12 protein-coding genes are annotated in these 17,405 nt (G+C 63.9%); 9 read left to right on the forward strand and 3 right to left on the reverse strand.

Going from position 1 to position 17,405, the window contains the following annotated elements; translation table 11 throughout:
* Positions 1-248 precede the first annotated feature (248 nt).
* Entirely contained in the window at positions 249-512 is a 264-nt protein-coding gene (locus NKI54_RS26870) for a hypothetical protein (protein WP_023676533.1), read from the reverse strand.
* 156 nt (positions 513-668) lie between these two features.
* Positions 669-3,158, reverse strand: coding sequence for a mechanosensitive ion channel family protein (locus tag NKI54_RS26875; protein WP_352635647.1), 2,490 nt, complete (start codon positions 3,156-3,158; stop codon positions 669-671).
* A gap of 250 nt (positions 3,159-3,408) precedes the next feature.
* On the opposite strand from NKI54_RS26875, the gene NKI54_RS26880 reads away from it, so the two are divergent.
* From NKI54_RS26880 to NKI54_RS26895, 4 genes are read left to right on the forward strand one after another with little or no spacing between them, the layout of a single operon-like run.
* Positions 3,409-4,668 (forward strand): sarcosine oxidase subunit beta, encoded by a 1,260-nt coding sequence (locus tag NKI54_RS26880; RefSeq protein ID WP_352635649.1) that lies wholly within the window; start codon positions 3,409-3,411, stop codon positions 4,666-4,668.
* Between the two features lie 11 nt (positions 4,669-4,679).
* A complete protein-coding gene (locus tag NKI54_RS26885; protein WP_023676536.1) occupies positions 4,680-4,976 on the forward strand; it encodes a sarcosine oxidase subunit delta in 297 nt (98 codons plus the stop codon).
* Positions 4,973-7,969 carry a sarcosine oxidase subunit alpha gene (locus NKI54_RS26890; protein WP_352623287.1) on the forward strand — a complete coding sequence of 999 codons (2,997 nt, stop codon included), beginning with the start codon at positions 4,973-4,975 and terminating at the stop codon, positions 7,967-7,969. The genes NKI54_RS26885 and NKI54_RS26890 overlap by 4 nt, the downstream gene beginning before the upstream one ends.
* Positions 7,962-8,549 carry a sarcosine oxidase subunit gamma gene (locus NKI54_RS26895; protein ID WP_023676538.1) on the forward strand — a complete coding sequence of 196 codons (588 nt, stop codon included), beginning with the start codon at positions 7,962-7,964 and terminating at the stop codon, positions 8,547-8,549. The genes NKI54_RS26890 and NKI54_RS26895 overlap by 8 nt, the downstream gene beginning before the upstream one ends.
* A 19-nt stretch (positions 8,550-8,568) precedes the next feature.
* Here the strand turns inward: NKI54_RS26895 and NKI54_RS26900 are convergent, their stop codons facing one another.
* Complete coding sequence (locus NKI54_RS26900) at positions 8,569-9,267, reverse strand: nitroreductase (protein ID WP_352452121.1); 699 nt, start codon at positions 9,265-9,267, stop codon at positions 8,569-8,571.
* A 272-nt stretch (positions 9,268-9,539) separates the two neighbouring features.
* Between NKI54_RS26900 and NKI54_RS26905 the strand changes: the two genes are divergently transcribed.
* The 5 genes from NKI54_RS26905 (at position 9,540) to NKI54_RS26925 (ending at position 17,212) form a co-directional block, all read left to right on the forward strand.
* On the forward strand, positions 9,540-10,133 hold the full coding sequence (locus NKI54_RS26905; protein WP_031211731.1) for a helix-turn-helix domain-containing protein: 594 nt from the start codon (positions 9,540-9,542) through the stop codon (positions 10,131-10,133).
* Positions 10,134-10,210: 77 nt separating this feature from the next.
* Complete coding sequence (locus tag NKI54_RS26910) at positions 10,211-12,664, forward strand: GcvT family protein (RefSeq protein WP_352692724.1); 2,454 nt, start codon at positions 10,211-10,213, stop codon at positions 12,662-12,664.
* Complete coding sequence (locus tag NKI54_RS26915; RefSeq protein WP_352692725.1) at positions 12,661-13,560, forward strand: homocysteine S-methyltransferase family protein; 900 nt, start codon at positions 12,661-12,663, stop codon at positions 13,558-13,560. Before NKI54_RS26910 ends, NKI54_RS26915 begins: the two co-directional genes overlap by 4 nt.
* The gene (locus NKI54_RS26920; RefSeq protein ID WP_352692726.1) at positions 13,560-14,741 is read left to right on the forward strand and encodes a pyridoxal phosphate-dependent aminotransferase; all 1,182 of its coding nucleotides are present in this window, start codon (positions 13,560-13,562) and stop codon (positions 14,739-14,741) included. The genes NKI54_RS26915 and NKI54_RS26920 overlap by 1 nt, the downstream gene beginning before the upstream one ends.
* Positions 14,738-17,212: a GcvT family protein gene (locus NKI54_RS26925; protein WP_352692727.1), complete on the forward strand. Its 2,475-nt coding sequence runs from the start codon at positions 14,738-14,740 to the stop codon at positions 17,210-17,212. The genes NKI54_RS26920 and NKI54_RS26925 overlap by 4 nt, the downstream gene beginning before the upstream one ends.
* Positions 17,213-17,405 lie beyond the last annotated feature (193 nt).

The following is a 17,405-nucleotide window of genomic DNA, read 5'->3' on the forward strand; positions in this document are numbered from 1 at the left end:
TATTGCGAGCAGACTATAGGGCGGCGCGGCGCCGCGCTTGCAGCCTGTTTGCGACATCGCCAAAAAAGCCCGCGCCACCAGCCCGTCGAATGCAGTTAGACCTACGCCTTCGCCCTGCTCGGTACGAAGGCGCTGCTAGAGCCCGCCCTGCGCAGCTTCGAAGAAAAGTGCATACCTTCATCGCCGATTACCGGAAGCAAATAAAAGGCCGGGCGTTTGCCCGGCCTTCAAAAATCATGGCGTCGACTTTACTTGATGCGCGCGACGCCGCCCGAGATCTCAATCGTCTCCGAACCGGTCAGCGCCTCGAGGTCGCCATTCGGCAAGGTAACAAAACAGCCGCTCGGGCAAAATTCCACGGTTTCGCCGGCGGCCAGCGCCAGCTCGGTCTTGCCGCCGCCTTCCGTCACGATCAGCGTGCGGGTCTCGGCGTCCTTGTTGACCGCGCTGGCGGCATGGGCCGAACCGCCCACGGCCAGAAAAGCGATGGCGGCGACGAGAGACTTCCACATTTTGCAGTATCGGTGTTGCCACCGCCTCTGTTGCATTTCGCAAGGCATTCTCGCCGTTTGCAGGTGAGCTTATATGCAATGCAAGCTGAACGGCAACTGAATGCCGCATTCATGCCGCAATTGGTTTCCGAAGGCTTGAAGGCAAGCTCCAAACAGCTAGTCAGGATCGGGCTTCCGCACCTTGCGTCCCGACTTGGCGAGACGTTTCGCCTCGACCGCCGCCAGTGCTTTTGCTTGTTCCCGCTCGACGAATTCGACTTCGATCTTGTCGTCGTCGATCGGCCACGCTTCGTGCTTTTTGGTCTCGACGACGGCGCGCGGTGTCGACGGAATTTCGATATGCTGGTCGGCGAACACATCGAAGATGGCAAAGCGGATGTCGTTCTGGACGATATTGCCACTAAGAACGTCTGCCAGGAATACGCGGATCTCGAATTCGAGCGCGGCCGGGCCGAAATTGGAAAACAGCACGAAGGGTTCGGGGTTTTTCAGCACCAGCGGATGACTGCGCGCGATCTCCAACAGGACGCCATGCACGTGCTTGATGTCGCTGCCATAGGCGACGCCGACCTTGATATCGATGCGGCCGAGCTTGTTGCGGTGCGTCCAGTTCCCGACCGCATTGTTGATCAGGTTTGAATTGGGCAGGATCACCGACTGCCGCTGGAACGTTTCGATCTCGGTGGCGCGCACGCTGATCTTCTTGACCGTGCCGCTGATGTCACCGGCGACGATCCAGTCGCCGACCTTGAACGGCCGCTCGGCCAAAAGGATCAGGCCCGAGACGAAGTTGGAGACGACATTCTGCAGGCCAAAGCCGATGCCGAGAGACAGGGCGCCTGCGACCAACGCGAGATTGGAGAGGTCGATACCGGCCGCCGAGATGCCGACCAGTGCCGCGACCGCGACGCCGGCATAGCCGACCGCCAGCCGGATCGAATTGCGCACACCGGTGTCGACCCGGCCGCGCGCCATCACCGAACCGTCGAGCCAGCCCTGGAACCAGCGCGTCAGGAAATAGCCGATGATGAAGACGACGACGCCAGTGAGGATGCCGGTGACCGAGATCGTCACCGAGCCTATGGTGAGGCCCGTCGCCAATTTGTAGGCCCAAGCCTGGATGTCGCCGGGCTGGAAGCCCCACATCAACAGGATCAGCGGCAGGAACACCAGCACGATCATGATGTTTATGGCGGCGCTGACGACAAGCCCGAGCTGGTCGAGCGCGGTCTCTTCGTAGCTTGAATTGGCCGCTAGCCAGCGCCCGATCGAAGTGTTGGCGAAACCACCTTCCATGCCGATCGCCCGCGCCGACAGGAAGCCGATATAGGCGGTGACCAGGATAGTGCCGGTAACCACGACCTGCACCGAGACGAAAATAGCAAGGCCGATAAAGCCGAGCAGCGCCGACGCTATGGTGAATAGCCCTAGCGCGACGGCGGTGTAGCGCAGCCATGCCGGCCACGGGCGCCAGCTCCCGTCGGCAGCCTTGAACGGCTTCAGCAGGCCCATCAGGATCAGGATGACGCCGACGCTGATGGTGGCGACAAAGCTTCTGGCGATGGTCAGCGATAGCGGCGAGCCCATCTTGTCGTTGACGACCGACAGGAAATAATTGATGCCGATGGCGACGGCCATGGCAGTCGTCAGCCGCACCAGCCAGCGCGCCGGGCCGGTTTCGACCGGGATCAGACGCCAGTTCGGTAATCGCGGTTCCAGCGCCGCATTGGTCAGCCGGTTGACGCAGAACACCACCGCGATAACGGCAACCAGCGAATTCAGGAAGATGCCGATGTCGCCGCGCAAGACATTGTAATAATTGAAGAAGAAGACCGTCGAGATAAGGAAGGCGCCAACCGCCAGCGACGGCAGCAATGTCGACCAGAACGCCACCGACAGGCGGCTGAGATAGGATGGATCCTCGACGGAAGGATCGGCTTCGAAGACGCGGCCGAACAGGCGCCGCCCGCCGACAAAAAGCACAGCGGCCAGCGCAAGCGCCATCGACGTCGCGGCAAGAATTGCCTGGAACTTGAACTTGAAGGCGAAGCTCAGCCAGGACGACACCGCCTTGTAGAAACTGGTAAATTCGTCATTGGCGTCGGAAATGACCTCCGGGCTCAATGCATCGGACAGCACGTAGCGCTTGGTGAGCTGATTGCGGAACAGCTCGCTGCGCATGTTGCCGATCTTCTCGATCAGCCCGCTGATGCGGATCGACAGGTTCTGCGCGCTGGCAATGACGGCGTTAATCTCGGCTTTTTCGGAAGCCAGCGCCTGGCGTTCACCGGTCACGATGTCCGGCTCGGCCGGCTGGCCCGCGGCCGGCGGAGGTCCCAGCGTCTCGATCCGATCGTTGATATCGCCGAGACGCGAGCGGAACGCCAGCGCGCTGGTGAGCGCCGCCCGCGACAGATCCTCCAATTGCAGGCGGATTTCCACCAGGGTGGCATCGTCTTGGCCGTCCTGCTGTATCTTCTTCTCGAGATCGTCGGTTTTGGCCGTCAGGCTCTGGATGACCTTCTGCTGGTCTGTGACCAGCCCGGCGGCACCCTGCCCGAGCGCCTGCGCCATCGCGTCGAACGACGGCGGCGCCAAGACAACAAGCGCAACGATCAGGACCAGGCGGAGTAAACGAAAGAACATGATTTTTCTGGCGACTCGCGGACGGCAGCGGCAGTTTTGAAGCACGTCCTTGATAAAGACGCTCATATCACGGGGCAAGTCATGCCAGGCGGCTCGTTTTCGAAGTCCGCCAATCGAAGTCGGCCAATCCAGTCGAAGTCGGCCAATCCAGTCGAAGTCGGGGAGTCGAAAAGCGATGGCGCAATCTTGGCTTTGCGTTGGCCGCCTGCTCTATAGTCTGCCGCAAAGCCTGAAATGGATGACAATAAGAATGGCGGAATATTCGGCCTTTTCGCTTCTCAAGAACGCGCTGACCGGAAACAAGGACTGGAGGCCGGCCTGGCGCAAGCCCGACCCGAAGGCGTCCTACGACGTGATCGTCATCGGCGGCGGCGGCCATGGCCTGTCGACCGCTTACTATCTCGCCAAGGAGCACGGCATCACCAATGTCGCCGTGGTGGAGAAGGGCTGGCTCGGTTCCGGCAATGTCGGCCGCAACACCACGGCGGTCCGTTCCAACTATCTCCTGCCGGCCAACACGCGCTTTTACGAGCATTCGATGAAGCTGTGGGAGAACCTGGCCCATGACCTCAACTACAACGTCATGTTCTCGCAGCGCGGCTGCCTGAACCTCGCCCACACACCTGCTCAGCTCGACGACTATGCCCGGCGCGGCAACGCCATGCGCCATCTCGGCGTCGACGCCGAACTGATGACCACGGCCGAAATCGCGCGCCTGGTGCCGGCGCTCGACGTCTCAGCCACCGCGCGTTTCCCGATCGTCGGTGGCCTGATGCAGCGGCGCGCCGGCACCGCCCGCCACGACGCCGTCGCCTGGGGCTATGCGCGCGGCGCAGATCGCCGCGGCGTCGACATCATCGAAAATTGTGAGGTCACCGGCTTCCTGCGCGACGGCGACCGCATCACCGGCGTCACGACAACGCGCGGCGAAATCCGCGCAAAAAAGGTAGCGGTCGCGGTTGCCGGCAGCACCGGGCGGGTCATGCGGCTTGCCGGCATCGAGACGATGCCGATCGAGAGCCACGTGCTGCAGGCCTTCGTCACCGAATCGCTAAAACCGTTCATCGATACGGTCCTGACCTTCGGCATGGGCCATTTCTATATGTCGCAATCGGACAAGGGCGGCCTTGTCTATGGCGGCGATCTCGACGGCTACAACAGCTACGCCCAACGCGGCAGCCTGCCGATCGTCGATGAGGTGATGAGCGAGATGCTGGCGCTGTTCCCTGGGCTGGCCCGTGTCCGCATGCTGCGCTCATGGGGCGGCGTCTGCGACATGTCGATGGACGGCTCGCCAATCATCACCACCGGTCCGCTGCCGGGCATGTATCTCAACTGCGGCTGGTGCTATGGCGGCTTCAAGGCGACGCCGGCTTCCGGCTGGTGCTTTGCCTGGACCATTGCCAAGGACGAGCCGCACGGTCTCAACGCGGCCTTCACGCTCGACCGCTTCTACCGTGGCCTGGTGATCGACGACAAGGGCCAGGGCGCCACGCCCCGGCTGCATTAGGTTAGAGATCCATGCTCATCACCTGCCCCTATTGCGGCCCGCGCGACGTGATCGAATTCACCTATCAGGGCGACGGCAATCGCCAGCGCCCACAGCCCGCCTCGCAGAACCTCGACGCCTGGAACGCCTATGTCTACGACCGGCTTAATCCAGCCGGCGACCACAATGAGATCTGGCAGCATTCCGGCGGCTGCCGCGCCCATCTCAGGGTCGTGCGCAACACGCTGACGCACGAGATCTCCAGCACCGCGTTCGCGCGCGGCGACCACAACTCGGTTGCGCGGCACCGGGCCGAGGACAAGCCATGAGCCCGCGCCGTACAGAGGCCGGGGGCCGCATCGACCGGCTGCGGACCATCCGTTTCACCTTCGACGGCGCGCCTTATACCGGCCATGCCGGCGACACGCTGGCTTCGGCGCTGCTGGCCAACGGCGTCACCCTGTTTGGGCGTTCGTTCAAATATCACCGCCCGCGCGGCCTGCTGACCGCCAGCGTCGAGGAACCGAACGCGCTGGTCACAGTGTTGAGGGGCGAGGTTCGCGAGCCGAACATCCCCGCCACAATGGTCGAGATTTATGACGGGCTGGCCGCAATCAGCCAGAACCGCTTCCCTTCGCTTGCCTGGGACATCAGTGCCGTGAACCAGCTCGGCGGCAAGCTTTTGTCGGCCGGCTTCTACTACAAGACCTTCATGGGACCGGTGATCGGTCCGCTGAAGGGCACTCGCTTCTGGATGTTCTGTGAGCATTTCATCCGCCGTGCCGCCGGCCTGGGCAAGGCAGGCACGGCTCCCGATACGGCGCGCTACGAACGCATGAACGCGTTCTGCGATGTGCTGGTAGTCGGCTCCGGCCCGGCGGGGCTGATGGCCGCCAGGGCGGCTGCCGATCAGGGTGCACGCGTCATCCTGGCCGAGCTCGAGCCGCATTTCGGCGGCTCGGCCAATTGGTCGGGCGAGACGATCGATGGCATGCCGGCCGCCGACTGGGCAGCGCGCGCCGCCGGCCAGCTCGAAGGCCGTGACAATGTCCGCCTGCTGCCGCGCACCACCGTCTGGGGCTATTATGACGGCAACACGCTTGCCGCGCTCGAACGTGTCACCGACCACAAGGAAACGCCCGGCAAGGGCGAATCGCGCCATCGCTACTGGACGATCCGCGCCAAGTCGGTGGTGCTGGCCACCGGATCCCTGGAGCGTCCGCTGGTCTTTCCAGGCAATGATCGGCCAGGCGTAATGCTGGCGCATGCTGCCGAGCGTTATGCCATTGAATATGGCGTGCTGCCCGGCGACAGGATCGGGCTGTTCACCAACAATGACAGCGCCTATCGCGCGGCCCTGGCGCTGAAGAAGGCCGGCGCCGTGGTCGTCGCCATCATCGACGTGCGCCCTGAGCTTTCGAGCGAAATGCGCAAGCTGGCCGGCGAGACCGAGGCCGAGATCCTTTCTGGCCACGCGGTGATCGCCACCGAGGGCGGCAAGGCGCTTTCCGGCTTCAAGGTGCAGCGCTTCGACATGGTCAACGGCGCGCTTTCCGGCGATGCGCGCAGCATCCACGCCGATTGCCTATTGATGTCGGGCGGCTGGTCGCCGACCATTCATCTGGCCAGCCAGGCCGGAGCCAAAGCGGAATGGAACGAAGCATTGCAAGCGTTCCTGCCGCCCAAGCCGACGACACAGCAATGGATCGGCGCCGGCGCCTTCACCGGCAGTTTCTCCACCGCCGAGGCGATCGCCGAAGGTCGCGCCGCCGGTCTTTCCGCTGCGGGCGCAACCGCCACGCCGGCGGCCTTGCCTGCCGTCGAAGCAGCACCTGGCGATCCCGATCCGGCGCCGGTGTTCGAGATCAAGGCCGAAGGAAAAAGCTTCGTCGACTTCCAGCATGACGTGACGGCGGATGACGTGCGGCTGGCGCATCGCGAAGGCTTCGTCTCGGTCGAGCATCTGAAGCGCTACACCACGCTCGGCATGGCAACCGACCAGGGCAAGAGCTCCAACATACCCGGCCTGGCCATAATGGCCGAGGCGCTGGGCAAGCCGATCCCGCAGGTCGGCACGACGCGCTTTCGCCCGCCCTTTTCGGCGGTGTCGATCGGCTCGCTAGCCGCCGAACGCTTCGGCGATCTGAAGCCCGAGCGGCTGACGCCGATGCATGACTGGCACGTCGCCAACGGCGCCACCATGTATTCCGCCGGCCTGTGGTATCGGCCGATGATCTACGGCCATCCCGGCGAGACGATCGAGCAGGCCTATGTCCGCGAAGCGAGAGGCACGCGCGAGAGCGCCGGCATCGTCGATGTCTCGACACTGGGCAAGATCGCGGTGCAAGGCCCCGACGCGGCGGAATTCCTCGACCGCCTATACACCAACATGTTTTCGACGCTGGCCGTCGGCAAGGCGCGCTACGGGCTGATGCTGCGCGAGGACGGTCTCGCCTTTGACGACGGCACCACGTGGCGCCTCGGCGAGCAGGATTTCCTGATGACCACCACCACCGCCAATGCCGGCAAGGTGATGCAGCATCTGGAATATTTCCTCGACGTGATCTGGCCGGCGCTGAAGGTCCACGTCACCTCGGTGACCGACCAATGGGCCGGTGCCGCCATCGGCGGGCCGAAGGCAAGGCAGATACTGGCTGCTTGCGTCAGCGGCACTGCCGTCGACAATGCCGCCCTGCCCTTCATGGGCATCGTCCACGGCGAAATCGCCGGCGTGCCGGTGATGATCTGCCGGCTGTCCTTCTCCGGCGAAATGGCCTTCGAGGTCTATTCCGGCGCCGGCTACGGCACCCATGTCTGGGAGGCGCTGATCGAAGCCGGCAAGCCGTTCGGGCTGGTGACCTACGGGCTGGAGGCGCTGGGCACCATGCGCATCGAGAAAGGCCACGTCACCGGTGCCGAGATCGACGGCCGTACCACGGCACGCGACCTGCATCTCGACTGGATGCTGTCGAAGAAGAAGCCGTTCATCGGTTCGGCGATGATGGACCGCGAGGGGCTGATCGCGCCCGACCGCCTGGAACTCGTCGGTATTGTTTCGCTCGACAACCAGCCGCTCAATGGCGGCGCACACATCGTCGAGGAGCTTGACGAAGCCAATCCGCACGGCTCGCTTGGCCACATCACCGCTTGCTGCTATTCGCCGGCGCTGGGTAAATATATCGCGCTTGCCCTGGTCAAGGGCGGCAAGGCGCGGCGCGGCACGCGCGCTTATGTCTCCGACCCGCTGCGCAACCGGTTCGGGCCGGTCGAGATCGTCTCCAACCATTTCTTCGATCCGGACGGGAGCCGCATGCATGGTTGAACGCCAATCGCCGCTTGAGCCGGTGCTGCATCCGGGCTCGCATGGCAATTTCGAGCATGGTGTCGAAATCATCCTCTCCGAAACCAGGCCGGGTTCGATCCTGCAGCTCGCCGCCTGGCCCGGCGAGGAGAAGAAGTTGATGGCCGGCATCCATGCGGTCACCGGCCTGGCTTTGCCCGACGGCGCCGGTGGCGGTGTGACGAACGGCGCCAGGTCGGTGTTCGGCTTTGCGCCGGGAAAGTTCACTGTGGTCGATGAAGCCGAGGGATTGGCGCCGGCCTTTGCCAGTGTCGTCACTTCGGCCATCGGTACGGTGACCGACCTTTCGCACGGCCGCACCGCGATCCGTATCGCCGGGCCGAAGGCCGAGTGGGTGCTGGCGAAATTCTTCGCCATCGACTTCGCGCTGCCGGCCTTCCCGATCGGCGCCGGCCGCTCGACCATGCATCACGACATCTTCGCGCAGATCCAGCGCACCGGCGCCGATCAGTTCGACATCTATGTGTTCCGCTCGTTTGCCCGCTCGTTCTGGAAAGCGCTCTGCCATGCGAGCGAGGAAGTCGGCTACGAAGTGCAGTAGAGCCGGACGGCGCTTCACGTCACTCCGCGAACGTCACCCACTCTTCCAGCGGCGCGCGGTCGGTGCGGAAGGCATTTTCGGGCTTGGACGTATCCTCATGGCCGAGCGCCATGCCGCAGACGACGATCTCCTCGTCGGGAATGTTGAGCACCGGCCTGATCTGCCGGTGATAGGGCGCGAAGGCAGCTTGCGGACAGGTGTGCAGGCCCCTGCCCCGCGCGGCGACCATGATGTTTTGCAGGAACATGCCGTAGTCGATCCACGACCCCTTGTTCAGCCGCCGGTCGACGGTGAAGATCATGCCGACCGGCGCGTCGAAGAAGACGAAGTTGCGGTCGTGCTGCGCACGCATCCTGTCGACCTCGCGCCGGCCGATGCCGAGCACGCCGTAGAGGCCGAAGCCGTTGGCCCGCCGTCGCGTCAGATAGGGTTCGAAGAACTGGTCGGGATAGTAGCGGTACTCGTCCCACTCGGCCTTTTCGGCGCGGATGCCCGAGCTGAGGATGGCGTCGGTGATGCGCTGCTTGACCTCGCCCTTCGTCACATAGACTTTCCAGGGTTGCATATTGGTGCCTGAGGGCGCGCGCGCGGCAACGGCGAGAATATCGCGGATGGTCTCGTCGTCGACCATATCGGGCAAGAAGGCGCGTACCGACCGCCGCGAGGTGATCGCGTCATCGACGATCGCCGCCGCAATCCGGGAGTTGTTTTCCAGCATGGGCCGTCCTTTTGCGTATGATCCCGAACCCGATTTTCCGGAAGGATCATGCGCCGACTAGAAGTGATGGGGAGCATCCTTGCGCGTCTTTTTGAACGCCCGATAGCCTACCCGCCTCGACCGGGCGCCCCACTCGCCGCTCGTGCGCCGAGCCTTTGCCCGAACCGTCAAAATGGCGCAAGTAAATCTTGTGGTTGCGTGAAAATCCTCTTGATTTTTTCATGAACCCGCCATCAAATGAAATTTGCTGGGAATTTTTCACCAAGACAGGGATGGCTTTGCCCTCAACCGCCGCCAGATCGGAACAGGACAGCGGCGAACGGCTGCTGGCCGGCGACATTCGCGCGTTGCGCAAGGCGCGCGGCTTGACGCTTGCTGAAATCGCACTGAAGCTCGGCCGTTCCGTCGGCTGGGTCAGCCAGGTCGAGCGCGGTCTGTCGGTCCCGTCGCTCGGCGATCTCAGGGCCTTCGCCGAATTGTTCGGCGTGCCGGTCAGCCTGTTCTTCAGCCATGACGTGCCTGTCGAGACCGAGCGCGGCGTGGTCGTGCGCGCCGGCAACCGGCGCACGCTTGGCACAAGCGATTCCGGCCTGGTGGAGGAGCTTCTGTCGCCCGATCTCGGCGGTAGCTTCGAGATGCTGCGTTCGGTCTTCGCTCCGGGTGCCGAGATGAAGGCCGAGGCGCGCCGGCCGACCGAGGAAGCCGGCTACGTCGCTTCGGGCAGTTTCGACATCGAAATTGCTGGCATCTGGCACCGGCTTGGCGAAGGCGACTCCTTCCGCTTCGACGGCAAGCCGTTCCGCTGGCGCAATCCTGGAGCCGAGCCGGCTGTCGTCATCTGGGTGGTTTCGCCGCCTGTCTATTGAACGAATGCATGTCGCCCAAAAGTGCGTGGCGGTTTTGGGACAACGACATGCATCAAAACAAATAGTCGGAGAAGAACATGGCCGGTTTGCCGACCACGGCACGCGTTGTGATCATCGGAGGCGGTGCCGTCGGCGCCTCCTCGCTCTACCATCTCGCCAAGGCGGGCTGGACCGACTGCGTGCTTCTGGAGAAGAACGAGCTGACCTCCGGCTCGACCTGGCATGCCGCCGGCAACGTGCCGACTTTCTCCTCGTCATGGTCGCTGATGAACATGCAGCGTTATTCGACCGAGCTCTATCGCCGGCTGGCCGACGAGGTCCGCTATCCCATGAACTACCACGTCACCGGCTCGCTCAGGCTGGCCCATAGCGCGGAGCGCATGCAGGAATTCCAGCGCGCCAAGGGCATGGGCCGCTACCAGGGCATGGATATCGACGTGGTCGGGCTCGACGAGATTAAGCGCCGTTACCCCTTCATCGAGACGCATGAGCTGAAAGGCGCGCTCTACGATCCGAATGATGGCGATATCGACCCCGCGCAGCTGACCCAGGCACTGGCCAAGGGCGCGCGCGACATGGGCGCGAAGATCATCCGCTTCTGTCCGGTCACCGGCGTGAGCCGAGACAATCACGAGTGGGTGGTCGAGACGGCGCAAGGCGAGATCCGCTGCGAGATCGTCGTCAACGCCGCCGGCTACCGCGCCGCCGAAGTCGGCAGGATGTTCGGCCGCGAGGTGCCGATGATGGTGATGAGCCATCAATATATCCTGTTCGAGGAAATCCCCGAACTGGCGGCGTGGTCGAAGGAACAGGGCAAGAAGCTGCCGCTGCTGCGCGACGTCGATACGTCCTATTATCTGCGCCAGGAAAAGAACGGCATGAATCTCGGCCCCTATGAGCGCAATTGCCGCGCCCACTGGGTCGGCCACAACGACCCGATGCCCGACGACTTTTCCTTCCAGCTGTTTCCCGACGATCTCGATCGGCTGGAACATTACCTGGCCGATGCTGTCGCCCGCGTGCCGATCCTCGGCACCGCCGGCCTTTCAAAGGTCATCAACGGGCCGATCCCCTATGCGCCGGACGGCAACCCGCTGATCGGGCCGATGCCCGGCGTGCCCAACGCCTTCGAGGCCTGCGTCTTCACCTTCGGCATCGCCCAGGGCGGCGGCGCCGGCAAGGTGCTGGCCGAGTGGGTGACCGAAGGCCAGACCGAATGGGACATGTGGTCCTGCGATCCACGCCGTTTCACCGCCTTTGCCTCGGCCCCGGATTATTGCGTCGCCAAGGGCATGGAGATCTACGGCAACGAATATGCCATCCAGTTTCCGCGCCATGCCTGGCCGGCCGGGCGCGACCGCAAGCTGTCGCCGCTCCACGACCGCATCAAGGCACTCGGCGCCCGGTTCGACGCCTATAATGGCTGGGAACGCGCCACCTGGTATGCGAAGCCAGGCGACGACATCTCCGAAGAATCCACGCTGACTTTCCGCCGCGACGGGCCGTGGCAGCATCGTGTGCGCGAGGAATGCCTCGCCGTCCGCGATGCCGCCGGCATTCTGGACCTGCCGGGGTTTTCCCGTTTCAATCTCGATGGTCCGGGTGCCGCCGAATGGCTGAGCCTCCAGGTGACAGGCCTGGTGCCGAAACCCGGCCGCATCGGCCTCGTCTATTTTGCCGACGACAAGGGCCGCATCGTCACCGAAATGTCGGTGGTCCGCCACGACGAGAACCTGATGACGCTGATCACCGCCGCTGTGGCTCAGTGGCATGATTTCGAATGGCTGAAATCGCGCATCCCGAAGGACGCCACATTCAAGCTGGTCGACCGGACGGAGGAATACTCCACCCAGATCCTCGCCGGCCCCAACTCGCGAAAAATCCTCGCCGAACTCTGCGCAGCCGACCTCACCCTGCCCTGGCTGACGCATCAGGAAACCAGTATCGCCGGACGTTGGGCAAAGCTGGTGCGCGTGTCCTTCGCCGGCGAGCTCGGCTGGGAAATCCACAGCAAGGTCGACGATACCGCAGCCATCTTCGACGCCGTCTGGGCGGCCGGGAAGAGGCATAGACTAAAACCGTTCGGCATGTACGCGCTGGATTCGCTGCGGCTCGAAAAAGGCTACCGTACCTGGAAGGGCGACCTGTCGACCGACTATTCGATCCTGCAGGGCGGGCTGGAGCGATTCGTCAGATGGGATAAGCCCGACTTCCGCGGCAAGACGGCGCTGCAAAACGAGAAGCAGCAGGGCATCAAGAAGCGCTTCGTCACGCTGGTTGTCGAAAACCCCGGCGACTGCGATGCGCCCACCATGTCGACGCTGTGGCATGACGGCCGGATCGTCGGCGAGACGACATCCGGCGGCTGGGGTCATCGCATCGACAGGTCGATCGCGCTCGGCATGCTGCGCGCCGACCTCACCGAGCCGGGAACCGCGGTCGAGATCGAGATCTTCGGCGAACGTTTTCGGGCGGTCGTGCAGAAGGATGAGCCGTTATGGGATCCAAAGAACGAGAGGCTCAGAGCATGAAGACTGTCATCCTTACCGATGGCGGCATGGGCCAGGAGCTGGTCCGCCGTAGCAGTTCCGAGCCGACGCCGCTGTGGTCGGCCAGGGTGCTGATCGACGAACCGGATCTGGTGCGCGACCTGCATGCGGAATTCATCCGCGCCGGCGCCCGCGTCATCACCATCAACACCTATTCAGCCACGCCGGAGCGGCTGGCACGCGAAGGCGCGGAAGAGCTGTTCAAGCCGCTGCAGAAGCGCGGCATCGAACTGGCAAGGCAAGCCCGCGACCAGGCCGGCGACGCGGCGATCGCCGGCTGCCTGTCGCCGCTGTTCGGCAGCTATGCGCCGGCGCTGACGATATCCTTCCAGGATACGCTCGACATCTATCGCCGTATCGTTGCCGAGCAGGCGGACGGCGTCGATCTGTTTCTGTGCGAAACCATGGCGTCGGCCGAAGAGGCGCGCGCCGCCGTCACCGCGGCGTCGGAAAGCGGCAAGCCCGTATGGGTGTCGTGGACGCTTGCCGACCACGGCACGCCGCGCCTGCGCAGCGGCGAAGCCATTGCGGCGGCGTCGGGCGCTCTTGCCGGCCTGCCCGTCGCGGCCCGGCTGATCAATTGCTGCCGGCCCGAAGCGATCGCTGCAGCGCTGCCCGAACTGATCGCTCTCGGCGGTCCAGTCGGCGCTTATGCCAACGGCTTCACCTCGATTGAGGCGCTCAAGCATGGCGGTACCGTGGACGTGCTGCACGCCCGCCACGACCTTGATCCGGATGCCTATGCCGGCCAGGCGGTCGGTTGGGTCGAGGCCGGCGCCGGCATCGTCGGCGGCTGCTGCGAAGTCGGACCGGCCCACATCGCCGCGCTGCGCTACCGGCTCGAACAGGCCGGTTATGAAATTTCGGGAGCAGCATAATGCCTAGGCCATCATCGCGCATTTCCGGCATCGTGCCTTCGGGCAAGGATGGCTGGGAGGTTCATTCCGCTGCCTGGGCGCGCAAGCAGGCCGGCGAGGACATCATCATGCTGTCGGTCGGCGACCATGATTTCGACACGCCGAGCGAGACGATCGAAGCCTGCGTGACGGCCGTCCGCGCCTGCAATCACCACTACACGCCGCTTGCCGGCGTTCCACGCCTGCGCAAGGCGATGGCGGCGGCCTCGATGCGGTGCACCGGCGTTGCGACAAATCCCGACCAGGTCATCGCCACGCCGGGCGGGCAGGCCGCGCTTTACGCGGCCATTCAAGCGGTTCTCGACCAGGGCGACCATGCTATCGTCGTCGCGCCGTATTACGCCACCTATCCCAACACCTTCAGTGCGGCGGGCGCCGAGTTCAGCGTCGTCGAGACCCCCGCCGAGGATGGCTTTCAGCCGCGCGCCGCCGACATTCGCGCCGCCCTTCGGCCGAACACCCGCGCCATCCTGATCAACACGCCCAACAACCCCACGGGCGCCGTCTATTCGCGAGAGCGCCTGGAGGATCTGGCGCAGATCTGCCGCGAGCATGACCTATGGCTGCTGTCGGACGAGGTCTACTGGACGCTGGTCGGCGGCGAGCACGTCTCACCACGCTCGCTGCCCGGCATGGCGGAACGCACGCTGGTCATCAATTCGATGTCGAAGAGCCACGGCATGACCGGCTGGCGCATGGGCTGGCTGACCGGGCCCGAGGAGATGGTCTCGCTGCTGACCGACCTCAATCTGGTGATGACCTACGGCCTGCCGGCCTTCATCAGCCTCGCCTGCGCTGAGGCGCTCGAAAATGGTTACGGCGTCAAGGAGATCGCCGAGCGCTATGCCGCAAGGCGCGCCGTCGTCCTCGATGCCATGCGCGGTATGAACAACATCACCGTGCGCGGCTCCGAAGGCGGCATGTACGTCATGCTCGACATATCGGCGATCGAGCCGGACGACGAAAAATTCGCCTGGGCTTTCCTCGACCAGGAGAAGGTCGGCGTCATGCCCGGCTCGAGCTTCGGCGAGGCTGCAGCCGGCCACATCCGCTTCAGCCTCTGCCAGCCTGAGCCGGTGCTGATGGAGGCCGCCACACGCCTGCGCCGCTTCGCCTCCTTCTATCGCCGTGAGGCCGCATGAGCGCCTCACCCACCAAAACCATTCCGACCAAGGCCATTCCTCCCAAAGCGAGGGCGGTCATCATCGGCGGCGGCGTCTCCGGCTGCTCGGTCGCCTATCATCTGGCCAAGCTCGGCTGGACCGATATCGTGCTGCTCGAGCGCAAGCAGCTGACCTCGGGCACGACATGGCACGCCGCCGGCCTGATCGGCCAATTGCGCGGTTCGCAGAACATGACGCGGCTGGCGAAGTACTCGGCCGACCTCTACGTCAAGCTGGAGGCCGAGACCGATGTCGGCACCGGCATGCGCCAGGTCGGCTCGATCACGGTGGCGTTGACCGAGGAGCGCAAGCACGAGATCTATCGGCAGGCGTCTCTCGCCCGCGCCTTCGATGTCGACGTGCGCGAGATTTCGCCAAACGAAGTCAAGCAGATGTACCCGCATCTCAATGTATCAGATGTGGTCGGCGCCGTGCACCTGCCGCTCGACGGCCAGTGCGATCCGGCCAATATCGCCATGGCGTTGGCCAAGGGCGCGCGCCAGCGCGGTGCAACGATCGTCGAGAACGTCAAGGTGACCAAGGTGCATACCAGGGCCGGCCGCGTCGCCGGCATTTCCTGGGCGCAGGGCGACGAGCAAGGCCTGATCGAAGCCGATATCGTCGTCAACTGCGCCGGCATGTGGGCACGCGAACTTGGCACGCAGAACGGCGTCACCATCCCGTTGCACGCCTGCGAACATTTCTATCTCGTCACGGAACCGATCCCCGGGCTTTCCCGCTTGCCGGTGCTGCGCGTGCCGGACGAGTGTGCCTACTACAAGGAAGATGCCGGCAAGATGATGCTCGGCGCTTTCGAGCCAGTGGCCAAGCCTTGGGGCATGAACGGCATAAGCGAGGATTTCTGCTTCGACCAGTTGCCGGAGGACATGGACCATTTCGAGCCGATCCTCGAAATGGGCGTCAACCGCATGCCGATGCTGGCCACCGCCGGTATTCACACCTTCTTCAACGGTCCCGAGAGTTTTACGCCCGACGACCGCTACTATCTCGGCGAGGCGCCGGAGCTTTCCGGCTACTGGATGGCGACCGGCTACAATTCGATCGGCATCGTCTCCTCCGGCGGCGCCGGCATGGCGCTGGCGCAATGGATCAATGACGGCGAGGCGCCCTTCGACCTCTGGGAGGTCGACATCCGCCGCGCCCAGCCGTTCCAGAAGAACCGCCGCTATCTCAAAGAGCGCGTCTCCGAAACGCTCGGCCTGCTCTACGCCGATCATTTCCCCTACCGCCAGATGGCAACCTCGCGGAACATAAGGCGTTCGCCGCTGCACGAGCATCTGAAGGTGCGCGGCGCCGTGTTCGGCGAGGTCGCCGGCTGGGAGCGCGCCAACTGGTTTGCGCGGGAGGGCCAGGAGCGCGAATACCGCTATTCCTGGAAACGGCAGAACTGGTTCGATAACCAGCGCGAGGAGCATCTGGCGGTCCGAAACGGCGTCGGCCTGTTCGACATGACCTCGTTCGGCAAGATCCGCGTCGAGGGCCGCGACGCCTGCGCCTTCCTGCAAAGGCTCTGCGCCAACGACATGAACGTGACGCCGGGCAAGATCGTCTACACCCAGATGCTCAACCAGCGCGGCGGCATCGAGAGCGACCTCACCGTCTCGCGATTGTCCGAAACCGCCTTCTTCCTCGTCGTGCCCGGCGCCACGCTGCAACGCGACCTGGCCTGGCTGAGAAAACATCTTGCCGACGAGTTCGTCGTCATCACCGATGTGACCGCTGCCGAAGCCGTGCTTTGCCTGATGGGCCCGGATTCGAGGAAGCTGATCCAAAAGGTCAGCCCGAATGATTTCTCCAATAACAACAACCCGTTCGGCACGTTTCAGGAGATCGAGATCGGCATGGGCCTGGCCCGCGCTCACCGCGTCACCTATGTCGGCGAACTCGGCTGGGAGCTTTATGTCTCGACCGACCAGGCTGCCCATGTCTTCGAGGCCATCGCGGAAGCCGGCACTGACGCCGGCCTGAAGCTATGCGGCCTGCATACGCTGGATTCCTGCCGCATCGAAAAGGCCTTCAGGCATTTCGGCCACGACATCACCGACGAGGACAATGTGCTGGAGGCCGGGCTGGGTTTCGCGGTGAAAACGGCCAAGGGCGACTTCCTTGGCCGCGATGCGGTGCTGAAGAAGAAAGAAACCGGCCTGTCACGCCGGCTGGTGCAGTTCCGCCTGAATGACCCCGAGCCCCTGCTCTTCCACAATGAGGCGATCCTGCGCGACGGCACGATCGTCGGCCCGATCACCTCGGGCAATTACGGCCATCATCTCGGCGGCGCGATCGGGCTTGGCTACGTGACTTGCAAGGGCGAAAGCGAGGCGGACGTGCTGGCGTCGTCCTACGAAATCGAGATCGCCGGCGAGCGCTTTGCCGCCGAGGCCTCGCTCAAGCCGATGTACGATCCGAAATCGGAACGGGTGCGGATGTAACTCTTTTCTTTCTCCCCTTGTGGGAGAAGGTGGCCGAGCGAAGCTCGGTCGGATGAGGGGTGTTGGAAGGATCGCTACCTCAACGGAATTAGCGTTTAGCGCTCCCGTCCCAATCTTCCCACGCCGCGTTTCTTCCAGCACCCCTCATCCGGCTCGGCGCTACGCGCCGATCCACCTTCTCCCACAAGGGGAG

The organism is Mesorhizobium sp. M0663, from assembly GCF_040320585.1.
Classification (GTDB): domain Bacteria; phylum Pseudomonadota; class Alphaproteobacteria; order Rhizobiales; family Rhizobiaceae; genus Mesorhizobium.

Coding starts and splice junctions, on each gene's coding strand:
- NKI54_RS26870 (WP_023676533.1), bottom strand. CDS start 512: ATGTGGAAGTCTCTCGTCGCCGCCATCGCTTTTCTGGCCGTGGGCGGT.
- NKI54_RS26875 (WP_352635647.1), bottom strand. CDS start 3,158: ATGTTCTTTCGTTTACTCCGCCTGGTCCTGATCGTTGCGCTTGTTGTC.
- NKI54_RS26880 (WP_352635649.1), top strand. CDS start 3,409: ATGGCGGAATATTCGGCCTTTTCGCTTCTCAAGAACGCGCTGACCGGA.
- NKI54_RS26885 (WP_023676536.1), top strand. CDS start 4,680: ATGCTCATCACCTGCCCCTATTGCGGCCCGCGCGACGTGATCGAATTC.
- NKI54_RS26890 (WP_352623287.1), top strand. CDS start 4,973: ATGAGCCCGCGCCGTACAGAGGCCGGGGGCCGCATCGACCGGCTGCGG.
- NKI54_RS26895 (WP_023676538.1), top strand. CDS start 7,962: ATGGTTGAACGCCAATCGCCGCTTGAGCCGGTGCTGCATCCGGGCTCG.
- NKI54_RS26900 (WP_352452121.1), bottom strand. CDS start 9,267: ATGCTGGAAAACAACTCCCGGATTGCGGCGGCGATCGTCGATGACGCG.
- NKI54_RS26905 (WP_031211731.1), top strand. CDS start 9,540: ATGGCTTTGCCCTCAACCGCCGCCAGATCGGAACAGGACAGCGGCGAA.
- NKI54_RS26910 (WP_352692724.1), top strand. CDS start 10,211: ATGGCCGGTTTGCCGACCACGGCACGCGTTGTGATCATCGGAGGCGGT.
- NKI54_RS26915 (WP_352692725.1), top strand. CDS start 12,661: ATGAAGACTGTCATCCTTACCGATGGCGGCATGGGCCAGGAGCTGGTC.
- NKI54_RS26920 (WP_352692726.1), top strand. CDS start 13,560: ATGCCTAGGCCATCATCGCGCATTTCCGGCATCGTGCCTTCGGGCAAG.
- NKI54_RS26925 (WP_352692727.1), top strand. CDS start 14,738: ATGAGCGCCTCACCCACCAAAACCATTCCGACCAAGGCCATTCCTCCC.